The organism is Streptococcus parasanguinis (assembly GCF_001578955.1).
In the GTDB taxonomy this organism is placed as follows: Bacteria; Bacillota; Bacilli; order Lactobacillales; family Streptococcaceae; genus Streptococcus; species Streptococcus parasanguinis_U.
Genome location: NZ_KQ969691.1, coordinates 236819 through 247504, shown reverse-complemented (window position 1 = coordinate 247504; position 10686 = coordinate 236819). Strand labels below are relative to the sequence as shown.

Annotated in this window: 10 protein-coding genes, 1 other RNA gene and 1 pseudogene; 8 read left to right on the top strand and 4 right to left on the bottom strand. The window is 45.8% G+C overall.

Annotation, left to right across the window (positions count from 1 at the left end; translation table 11 throughout):
• Nucleotides 1-73 precede the first annotated feature (73 nt).
• Together ssrS and SPADD19_RS07950 are read right to left on the bottom strand one after the other, a co-directional pair.
• A non-coding RNA gene (gene ssrS / locus SPADD19_RS07955) (6S RNA) lies at nucleotides 74-266 on the bottom strand.
• 66 nt (nucleotides 267-332) lie between these two features.
• The gene (locus tag SPADD19_RS07950) at nucleotides 333-1604 is read right to left on the bottom strand and encodes a replication-associated recombination protein A (protein ID WP_061455735.1); all 1272 of its coding nucleotides are present in this window, start codon (nucleotides 1602-1604) and stop codon (nucleotides 333-335) included.
• Nucleotides 1605-1718: 114 nt separating this feature from the next.
• On the opposite strand from SPADD19_RS07950, the gene SPADD19_RS07945 reads away from it, so the two are divergent.
• The 7 genes and pseudogenes from SPADD19_RS07945 (at nucleotide 1719) to dtd (ending at nucleotide 8322) form a co-directional block, all read left to right on the top strand.
• Nucleotides 1719-2189, top strand: coding sequence for a DUF3013 family protein (locus SPADD19_RS07945; RefSeq protein WP_045759019.1), 471 nt, complete (start codon nucleotides 1719-1721; stop codon nucleotides 2187-2189).
• A gap of 12 nt (nucleotides 2190-2201) precedes the next feature.
• Entirely contained in the window at nucleotides 2202-2645 is a 444-nt protein-coding gene (locus SPADD19_RS07940; protein ID WP_049482801.1) for an NUDIX hydrolase, read from the top strand.
• On the top strand, nucleotides 2642-3538 hold the full coding sequence (locus tag SPADD19_RS07935) for a GIY-YIG nuclease family protein (protein WP_049482800.1): 897 nt from the start codon (nucleotides 2642-2644) through the stop codon (nucleotides 3536-3538). The genes SPADD19_RS07940 and SPADD19_RS07935 overlap by 4 nt, the downstream gene beginning before the upstream one ends.
• Before the next feature lie 10 nt (nucleotides 3539-3548).
• On the top strand, nucleotides 3549-4499 hold the full coding sequence (gene prmA / locus SPADD19_RS07930; RefSeq protein WP_049486462.1) for a 50S ribosomal protein L11 methyltransferase: 951 nt from the start codon (nucleotides 3549-3551) through the stop codon (nucleotides 4497-4499).
• A gap of 1 nt (nucleotide 4500) precedes the next feature.
• Entirely contained in the window at nucleotides 4501-5244 is a 744-nt protein-coding gene (locus tag SPADD19_RS07925) for a 16S rRNA (uracil(1498)-N(3))-methyltransferase (protein WP_061455734.1), read from the top strand.
• Between the two features lie 162 nt (nucleotides 5245-5406).
• On the top strand, nucleotides 5407-7626 hold the full coding sequence (locus SPADD19_RS07920; RefSeq protein ID WP_049506398.1) for a RelA/SpoT family protein: 2220 nt from the start codon (nucleotides 5407-5409) through the stop codon (nucleotides 7624-7626).
• Nucleotides 7627-7879: 253 nt separating this feature from the next.
• Nucleotides 7880-8322, top strand: a pseudogene (gene dtd / locus SPADD19_RS07915) (D-aminoacyl-tRNA deacylase).
• Nucleotides 8323-8343: 21 nt separating this feature from the next.
• Here the strand turns inward: dtd and SPADD19_RS07910 are convergent.
• Nucleotides 8344-8997: a metal-dependent transcriptional regulator gene (locus SPADD19_RS07910; RefSeq protein WP_061455733.1), complete on the bottom strand. Its 654-nt coding sequence runs from the start codon at nucleotides 8995-8997 to the stop codon at nucleotides 8344-8346.
• A 124-nt stretch (nucleotides 8998-9121) separates the two neighbouring features.
• Here SPADD19_RS07910 and SPADD19_RS07905 point away from each other — a divergent pair, with 124 nt between their 5' ends.
• Nucleotides 9122-10147, top strand: a complete 1026-nt coding sequence (locus SPADD19_RS07905) for a DUF3114 domain-containing protein (RefSeq protein WP_061455732.1) — start codon at nucleotides 9122-9124, stop codon at nucleotides 10145-10147.
• Nucleotides 10148-10181: 34 nt separating this feature from the next.
• On the opposite strand, the gene tpx is transcribed toward SPADD19_RS07905, so the two are convergent.
• A complete protein-coding gene (tpx, locus tag SPADD19_RS07900; protein WP_061455731.1) occupies nucleotides 10182-10676 on the bottom strand; it encodes a thiol peroxidase in 495 nt (164 codons plus the stop codon).
• Between the last annotated feature and the right edge of the window lie 10 nt (nucleotides 10677-10686).

The window sequence follows — 10686 nt, the reverse complement described above, 5'->3', positions numbered from 1 at the left end:
CCTACAGGGCTCGAACCTGTGACCCATAGATTAAGAGTCTACTGCTCTACCAACTGAGCTAAGGAGGCAAATATAAAAAGCTGTATTGGTGCCGAAACTTCACGATTTGTATTGAACCCGCGCAATTAAGCAGGTGGGCAACTCGCTCTGACTTAGCTGCTTCCGCGTGAAACGGCCTGCATACTGCCAGAAGTCTTTTGTTTCCCTAATAATACAAAAAATAGTCGGTCAACACTTAAGTGTGAAGTCGTACACCACAGCGTTTCTATATGTATATGATACCACATTTTGAAAATATTTCAAGGGAAAATCTCAATTTTTTGAAACCGATGTCACTTTTTCTTAAATTGATCAATCTTCTCCTTGGTGGCTCCGAGAGCACGCTCGTACTTGCCATTTTCATTGGGAATAAAGTAGGAGGCGTGTTTGAGCTTGTCTGGCAGGTAGTCCTGATTGACCCAGTTGCCAGGGTAGTTGTGAGGATATTTATAGTTTTGCGCATTTCCCAGTTCCTTGCTTCCGGCATAATGACCATCGCGGAGGTGGCGAGGAATAGGAAGGTTGCCAGAACTTCTAAGATCAGCCAGCGCCTTGTCCATGGCAACGTAGGCTGAGTTGGATTTAGGCGAAAGGGCTAGATCGATGACGATGTTGGCGATGAGAATGCGAGCCTCAGGAAAGCCGATGCGCTCAGCTGCTTGAAGGGCTGTTACGGTATGAATCTGCGCATCTGGATTGGCTAGGCCGATATCCTCATAAGCGATGACAGTCAAGCGACGAGCGAGGCTGGGTAGATCTCCGGCTTCGATCAAACGAGCGGCATAGTGGAGACTAGCATCGACGTCCGAACCACGGATAGATTTTTGCAGAGCAGAGAGCACGTCGTAGTGGCCGTCTCCATCTTTGTCCATGGTGATGTAGCTGCGCTGGAGGCTATTTTCCATGATCTCTAGCGTAATATGGCGGATCCCTTCTGCATTTTCAGAGGTCGACAGCACAGCCAGATCGAGAGAATTAAAGGCAAAGCGAAGATCTCCATTGGTTGAGGTAGCGATGAAATCCAAAGCGTCCTCATCGAGCACGACTGGAAAATCAAAGCCACGGTCGGGATCGTCCAGCGCCGTTTTTAGAGCTTGCTTGACCTCCTCCGTCGTCAACGGTTCCAGCTCAAAGATTTGTACGCGGCTACGAATAGCGGGTGTGACAGAGAAAAAGGGATTTTCAGTCGTTGCACCGATCATGATGACCAGACCACTTTCGAGCAAAGGCAGGAGAAAATCTTGTTTAGTTTTATCGAGGCGATGGATCTCGTCCAAGAGCAGGACCAAGCCACCAGAAAATTTGGCCTCCTCTGCGATTTCTTGTAGGCGTTTTTTACTGTCAACTGTTGCATTAAAGGTCCGAAAAGCATACTTGGTCGTTCCTGCGATCGCAGAAGCAATACTGGTCTTTCCGATCCCCGGAGGTCCATAGAGAATCATAGAGGACAGACGATTGGCCTCGACCATGCGACGAATGATTTTGCCTTCTCCAACCAGGTGCTGTTGACCGATGACTTGATCGATCGTTCGTGGTCGCATACGGAGTGCGAGATTGTCGGGCATTTCCTTCTCCTTTCTAGCTTTGTCTCCTTTCAAAGAGACGGTTTTTATGGTAAGATTGTAGTAACTATTGTATCATATTCCGCTCTAAGAGTGGGAAATTAGAAAGAGGACGCTATGTCTAAATACGGATTTTTGGATGTTTTAGAAGAGGAGATGGACAAGGTTTTTCCCTTTGATTTTGAGATCAATTGGGATAAGAAAAACCATGCGGTAGAAGTGGCTTTTCTCTTGGAAGCGCAAAACACAGGCGGGGTTGCACTGGTTGATGAAGCCGGTGAAGAGTCTGATGAGGATATTTTCTTTGAAGAAGCCGTGCTCTTCTACAATCCAGCCAAGTCTCATGTGGAAGAAGATGCCTATTTAACGGCGATTCCTTATGAGCCTAAAAAAGGCTTGTCTCGTGAGTTTCTAGCCTATTTTGCGACTTTCCTCCGAGATACAGCTGAGTTGGCCTTGGATGAGCTCATGGATTTCTTAGCAGACGAAGAAGCAGAGAGCTTTGAGATCGTCTGGAACCAAGAAGTTTTTGAAGAAGGCAAGATTGGCCTAGAAGAAAGCACCTTTTATCCCTATCCGAGATATTAAGAGGGAAAGCTCATGCTTGAGGATTGCTTAGAAGCACGATTCGAATTTACGGGTTGTAAAATTGCCTTGATTTGTGAGGGGCAAATTTTGACCATCTTGCGCGATGATAAAGAAACGATTCCTTACCCCAATATGTGGGACTTGCCAGGTGGTGGTCGGGAAGGAAATGAGACACCTTTTGAGTGTGTGGCGCGTGAGGTTTATGAGGAATTGAATATTCAACTGTCGAAAGAGGAAGTGATATGGTCCGAGATCTATCCTGGCATCTTGGATGAGAAGAAACAGTTCGTTTTTCTAGTTGGCAATCTAGCCCAAGAAGAGTTTGAACACATTGACTTTGGAGATGAGGGACAGGGCTATAAGTTAGTGAGCTTTGAAGAGTTTTTAATTTCAGATCGAGTGGTTCCTCAATTGCAAGAACGGGTGAGAGATTATGTGGAGAAGAAATTAGGATGAAGCGTAGTAAAAATATCAACATGTTTCTCATGGATGGAGAAGTTACTGGTATAATCAAATGTACCTTGTCCAATTGGACAGGTGTGATCTATAAAATTCCACGCATTCAATTATCAGATTTAAAATCACGTGACGAAATGAAGCAAAGTGGCATTTATTTCTTATTTGGTCGTGATGAAAATAAGCAAAAGGATGTTACCTATATTGGGCAGGCGACGAATCGCAAAAATGGTGAAGGTGTCCTTTTACGTGTTCAGGAACATACTCGTGATAACCATGCAGATTATTTTAATGATGTGATTATTTTGACGACGCAGAATATTTCCTTTGGTCCCACAGAAATTAGTTACTTGGAAAATAAATTTACACAACTAGCAAAGGACGCGGGGCGCTTTATTGTCAAAAATGGGAATGAGCCCAATTCTGGGAATGTAACAGAAGAAAAGCAGTCTGAGTTGGATGAGGTTGTAGAAAATACTTTGATGATTGTAGGAACCTTAGGGTACCGAGTGTTTGTTCCTATGACCAAGAAAACAGATCAGAATGTTTCTAATGAAAATTCAACTCATCTCTATTTGAAGCGAAAAACAAAGAAATCAAATCGAATGATTGAAGCTATCTGCGAACAGACTTCGGAAGGTTTTGTTGTTTTAGAAGGCAGTCAAGTGGATGAGGTTGATTCACCCGCAATACCAGCAAGTCTAAAAGAATTGCGTAAGGAATTAATCAAATCAAATGTGATTAAAGATGGTGTTTTACAAGAAAAACAACTGTTCTCCAGTCCATCTTACGCAGCCGCTTTTGTACTAGGCATGAATACGAATGGTCGAACGGATTGGAAAAATAAGGACGGTAAGACTTTAAAAGAATTAGAAGAAACAATGGATTGTTAAGGAGAATCAAATGGAAACATGGCAAGAGTTAAAAGTTACAGTGAAGCGTGAGGGTGAGGAACTAGTCTCCAACCTCTTGATCGAGTTAGGCGCCCAAGGGGTAGCAATCGAAGACAGCATGGATTATGTGGGAAATGTCGACCGCTTTGGTGAGATTTTTCCTGATGTCGAGCAGCAAGAAGAAATCGTGGTGACGGCCTACTACCCGGAAACGGTTGATGTAGCAGCGGTTGAAGCGGACTTGCAGGCTCGCTTAGCAGAATTGACGGATTTTATGGATCTAGGAGAGGTCAAGATGGGGACGACTGCCTTGGCTGAGGAAGACTGGGCAGACAACTGGAAGAAATACTATGAACCAGCTCGTATCACTCATGACTTGACCATCGTGCCGTCATGGACAGACTATGAGGCAACGGCGGGAGAAAAGATTATCAAGCTGGATCCAGGTATGGCCTTCGGAACAGGAACCCACCCGACAACCAAGATGAGTCTCTTTGCCTTGGAGCAGGTTCTTCGTGGTGGGGAGACAGTGCTAGATGTGGGGACAGGTTCAGGAGTCCTTTCCATCGCTAGCTCCCTTCTTGGTGCCAAGGAAATCTTCGCCTATGACTTGGATGACGTAGCGGTTCGCGTCGCTCAGGAAAATATTGAGCTCAACCCGGGAATGGAAAACATCCATGTAGCTCCGGGCGATTTGCTCAAGGGCGTGGAGATTGAGGCAGATGTCATCGTGGCCAACATCTTGGCGGATATTCTTATCCATCTGACAGATGATGCTTATCGTTTGGTCAAGGACGAAGGTTACCTGATCATGAGTGGAATTATCAAGGACAAATGGGACATGGTACGTGAGTCGGCTGAGTCAGCTGGATTTTTCCTTGAAACCCACATGATCCAAGGGGAATGGAATGCCTGCGTCTTCAAGAAGACCAAGGATATCTCCGGTGTGATTGGAGGCTAGCATGCAGCAGTATTTTGTAAAAGGTTTGGCTAGCTCACCTGTCACCATAGAGGACAAGGAGACCAGCAAGCACATGTTTCAGGTCATGCGCTTAAAAGAAGATGATGAGGTGACTTTGGTCTTTGATGATGGGATCAAGCGTTTGGCGCGCGTGGTAAATGTAGAAGCCCGTAAGTTGGAGCTAATCGAGGAATTAGCTGACAATGTGGAACTGCCAGTCCAAGTGACCATCGCATCAGGCTTTCCCAAGGGAGACAAGCTCGAGTTCATCACTCAGAAAGTAACGGAACTCGGTGCCAGCCAAATCTGGGCCTTCCCTGCAGACTGGTCCGTTGCTAAGTGGGACGGCAAGAAATTGGGTAAAAAGGTCGAGAAACTAGAAAAAATCGCCCTCGGAGCAGCCGAGCAGAGTAAGCGAAATCTGGTCCCAAGCATTACCCTTTTTGAGAAAAAGGCAGACTTTCTGGCTCAGTTAGAACAGTTTGATCGGATCGTGGTGGCTTATGAAGAGTCGGCTAAAGAAGGAGAGGCAGCAGCTTTACTTCAGTCTCTGACCGGATTGGAAGCTGGAAGCAAATTGCTCTTTATCTTTGGGCCAGAGGGAGGCCTCTCCCCTGCAGAAATTGAAAGTTTTACAGTTAAAGGAGCCATTCTTGCAGGACTTGGTCCTCGCATCCTGCGAGCAGAAACAGCGCCACTCTACACCCTCAGCGCCGTGAGTGTTGTCACAGAATTAATGAACTAACGAAGTGAAGGAATCGCTTCGTTAGTTTTTTTACAAGAATGATGAAAGCAAGGTGGATCCCAGAATGATCTTCGAGAAGTATCCGTATATTAAAGTAGCTTCATTGGTTCCCATCTGCTTCTAAAAGTGTTAAAATAGTATCCAAGAAACTGGAGAAAATACATGCCGAAAGAAGAGAATTTAACAGGGGACCAAGTCGTTGCCCTTACAAAAAAATATTTATCACCTGAAGATGTTGCTTTTGTACAAAAGGCTTTGGTCTATGCGGTTGATTGCCATAATGGGCAATTCCGTCAGTCTGGCGAGCCTTATATCATCCACCCAATTCAAGTAGCAGGGATCCTTGCCAAGCTGAAACTGGATGCTGTGACGGTCGCCTGCGGCTTTTTGCATGATGTCGTGGAAGATACGGATGCGACTTTAGATGATTTAGAGCGCGAATTTGGTCATGATGTGCGCGTGATTGTCGATGGGGTGACCAAGCTCGGGAAGGTCAAGTACAAGTCTCATGAAGAGCAGTTGGCGGAAAACCATCGCAAGATGCTCATGGCCATGTCTCAAGATATTCGTGTCATTTTGGTCAAATTGGCAGACCGCTTGCATAATATGCGTACCCTCAAGCATTTGCGCAAGGATAAGCAAGAGCGAATTTCGCGTGAGACCATGGAGATCTATGCGCCACTCGCCCACCGTCTCGGGATTTCCAGCGTCAAATGGGAACTGGAGGATTTGTCTTTCCGTTATTTGAATGAGACAGAATTCTACAAGATTTCTCATATGATGAAGGAAAAACGTCGCGAGCGAGAAGAGTTGGTCGAAGAGGTTGTCCACAAGATCGAGACCTATGCTGGGGAACGCCATCTGCATGGGAAAATTTATGGTCGACCAAAGCATATCTATTCGATCTATCGCAAAATGCAGGATAAGAAGAAACGCTTCGATGAAATCTATGACTTGATTGCCATCCGCTGCATCCTGGACACTCCAAGTGATGTTTATGCCATGCTGGGCTATATCCATGAGCTCTGGAAGCCAATGCCGGGTCGATTTAAGGACTATATTGCCAACCGGAAGGCCAATGGCTATCAGTCCATCCATACGACTGTATACGGCCCTAAAGGACCGATTGAGTTCCAGATCCGAACCAAGGAAATGCATGAGGTTGCTGAGTACGGGGTTGCGGCGCACTGGGCCTATAAGAAAGGGATCAAGGGCCAAGTCAACAGCAAGGAATCGGCTATTGGGATGAACTGGATCAAGGAGATGATGGAACTCCAGGACCAGTCAGGCGATGCTAAAGAATTTGTTGAAAATGTAAAAGAAGACATCTTGGCAGAAGAGATTTACGTCTTCACACCAGATGGAACCGTGCGCTCGCTTCCGAAAGATTCTGGACCGATCGATTTTGCTTATGAAATCCACACCAAGGTTGGGGAAAAAGCGATTGGTGCCAAGGTCAACGGCCGGATGGTGCCCCTCAATACCAAACTTCGGACGGGAGACCAGGTGGAGATTATCACCAATGCCAACTCCTTTGGTCCGAGCCGTGACTGGCTGACCCTTGTTAAAACTAGCAAGGCGCGTAACAAGATCCGTCAGTTCTTTAAAAATCAAGATAAGGAATTATCGATTAACCGGGGTCGGGACCTCTTGATGGCCCAATTCCACGAGCATGACTTGGTAGCCAATAAGTTCATGGACAAAAAGCACATGGACAAAGTGCTACAAAAATCAAGTTACAAGACAGAAGAAGCCTTGTTTGCGGCGATTGGTTTTGGAGAGATTGGGGCTATTACCATCTTTAACCGCTTGACGGAGGATGAACGCCGGGAAGAAGAACGGGCTAAGGCACGCGCAGAAGCAGAAGAGCTAGTCAAAGGTGGCGAGGTCAAGGTTGAAAATAAAAAAGACACCTTGAAGGTCCGTCACGAAGGTGGCGTGGTCATCCAAGGCGCTTCTGGGCTCTTGATTCGGATTGCTAAGTGCTGTAACCCAGTTCCAGGCGATGAAATCGTTGGCTACATCACCAAAGGACGCGGTGTTGCCATTCACCGTCAGGACTGTATGAATCTCCGAGCTCAAGACAACTACGAGCAACGTTTGATTGATGTGGAATGGGAAGATAACAACACGACCAAGGACTACATCGCCCACATCGATATTTACGGACTCAACCGTGCCGGACTTCTGAACGATGTACTACAAGTCCTCTCCAATACAGCTAAGATGGTCTCAACCGTCAATGCCCAACCAACCAAAGACATGAAATTTGCCAATATCCACATTTCCTTTGGAATTCCAAACCTGTCTATGTTGACAACGGTTGTGGATAAGATTAAGAGTGTGCCGGAGGTGTACTCTGTTAAGCGTACCAACGGCTAGTCTTCTGCGAAAATCGACTTCATACTGCGTTAGTTTCGACTGGTCTAACTACAGTTATGCCTGCGTCTCACTGCCTTGTCTGATGTCGATTTTCTTTGAAGTAAGTAAGAACATGGTCAGAACTCTTTTATTAGTTGGTTAGCTCGCCTTGCCGTACTGAAGTACTGTCTGTGTCTTGCTGCTTTGTCTGAAGTTGATGTTCTTTGAAGGTTAGTAGTGAATGCCAAATAGATTTATAATATAGGATAGTAAAATGAAATTAGTGATTCAACGGGTCAAGAGTGCCTCGGTTTCCATTGATGGCCAAGTTTACAATGCGATCCAGCAAGGCTTGCTGCTCTTAGTGGGAGTAGGGCCTGAGGATGACCAGAAGGATTTGGAGTATGCAGTCCGCAAGGTATCGCAGATGCGTATTTTCTCAGATGAGGAAGATAAGATGAATCTTTCGGTCAAAGATATTCAAGGAGAAATCTTGTCGATCTCTCAATTTACCCTCTTTGCGGAGACAAAAAAAGCAACCGTCCTGCTTTTACAGGGGCTGCCAAGCCAGATATGGCCAGTCAGTTATATGATGCCTTTAATGATCAATTAGAAAAGGAAGTTCCTGTCAAACGAGGGATCTTTGGAGCCGATATGGCGATTGAATTGATCAATGATGGCCCGGTGACCATTATCCTCGATACGAAAAATCCATAAGTAAGAAAACATGCAGTCGGGTTAGACTGCATGTTTTTCGATATAGAGTTGTTGGGCGATCACTTGGTTGATAGAAATTTCTTGTCCATGGATAACGAAGTGATAGAGGCCTGTGTAGTCATCGTACCGTTGAAACGCGATGGTATCACCAATTTGGAGATGGATCTGGTCTAAGAATTTTAACAATTCATAGGTGTCATAGACCCTTTGCAGAATATACAGACCAGGCTCAGTCGTTTCACTGAGACGGTCTTGGTAGGCTTCGACAAGCCTTTCGCCTTTCTTTGGAATTGTCCCACCGTGAGGGCAACTCTTAGGATTTCCAAGCATGTGATCCAGCCGGTCGATGAAATGTTCAGAAACGGTATGTTCGAGAACTTCTGCCTCTTCATGGACTTCTTCAGTTGTATAGTCAAGTTTTTCCAGAAGAAATACTTCGATCAAGCGGTGCTTGCGGTAGAGATCAGAGACCAACTGCGATCCTAGATCCGTTAGTAGATACCCATGGGTCTTATCCTTCACCAAGAGACCCTCTGAGATCATGCGCTTAATCATCTCGGTCACAGCGGGTGGAGAGACCTGCATGCGACTCGCGATTTCCTTGTTGCTAATTTTTTCTACTTCTGTGCCAATTTCATAAATGCACTTGAGGTAATCTTCTTTGTTTGGTGTCATGCTTTCCTCTTTTCTTCGCTCACTTCTAGTATATCAAAAATCTCCTCAAAAACGCTAGTGGAGTAATGAGAATTGTCTCAAGCTCCAAAAGATGGTAGTATAGAAGCATAGAAAGGACGGCACTATGAACAGACGGGAATTAGTGAGATTAGGCTGGAGAGAGAGTAGTTTAGCCTATCTAGAGAAGCACTTGCAGGGATTGAAAGATCCACAAGCCTACCAAGAACAATACCAGTCTGTCTTTTTCTTTGCCAGTCCTCTGTTTCAAAATATGTGGTTTCAAGAGATCAAAGATCTAACGGAAACGGCTGCCCAAGACTTGCTGAGGGGAGTCATGAAAATTCTTCTTATGCCAAGTGACCTGTCCGGAACTTGTGAAGAAACAGCCTTTCTTCTGAGTAGGATGGCTCCAGATTGTCCGCCAGGTTCCGACTTTTGGAAGGCTTTTTCACACGTCGTGCAAATCGCCTTTGAAAAGGATCCCTTAGCAGATCAGTCGGGAGATCAGCTCTTGAAACGCCAGGTTCACCAGTTACGCTACCTACTTTCAAGTTACCAAGCCCAGTGGATTCGGACGCATGAGGCCAGAGCTGGACAGACTGACGAGGAGGCCTTACAAGCTTACCTACAGGAGGCTAGAGCGGTCACGGTGGATGCTTATGCGGCTGCTCGCCTTCACAATAAGGTCTCCCTAGGGCCAGATGGTCACCTTCATTATCCATCAGGGACCTCCCAACAAGTCAATTTCAAGGTCTTGTTAAATTTCCATACGGAGTATATTCTCGATCAAGCCGGGCGTTTTCTCAATGAAGTCGATCCAGTAGAAGTTTCTGAAAATGGCATTGTCAATGGGGCTAGTTTTAACTACGGGCTGGCTAGGGGACGGACCCATAAGGACTTAGATATTGACCCCGTCAAAGCTTGGGATCCAGCCTTTCGCAAGCATGTCCTCTATCAGCAAGATGTTCGCTATCTAGCCCCTAAAAATGATCGCAGTGTCGAAGGCTACTGGAGTCGAAAAGGAGTCTTTGCACAAGGAGGCAAGAGCTACAAGCAACAAGTGGCACAGCGCGTGCGGAGTTTCCTCAGAGGCATCCCTCGCTTACGCTGGCGCGTCCTCCTACAGAATGGACTTCATCGGATTTTATAGCAATGGAAAAGAGGTCGCAGACCTCTTTTTTCATTTATCCAAGCGCATTGACGGCTTCGATTGCAGCGTCGTAATTTGGTTCGCTGTTGATATTGTCTAGGTATTCAACGTAAGTAACCTTGTTATCCGCATCTAAGACCAAGACAGCGCGTGCGAGTAGGTGCCATTCATTGATCAAGAGGCCGTATGCTTTCCCGAAGGAATGGTCGTAGTAGTCTGAGAGCATGATGGCATTGTCGAGCCCTTCAGCAGCGCACCATTTACCTTGAGCAAAAGGAAGGTCGACAGAGACCGTCAAGACGACAGTGTCTTCCATATCCGATAAGGTTTGATTGAAGTGACGTGTTTGCATCGAACAGATACCTGTGTCGATGGATGGGATAATGCTGAGGACTTTTTTCTTGCCAGCAAAATCAGCTAAAGATTTCTTCTCAAGAGCTGGAGTGATCAATGAAAAGTCATGAGCAGTATCGCCAACTTGAAGTTGAGATCCGGTAAAGGTAACAGGGTTTCCTAAAAATGTTGTCATAGCAAAGACT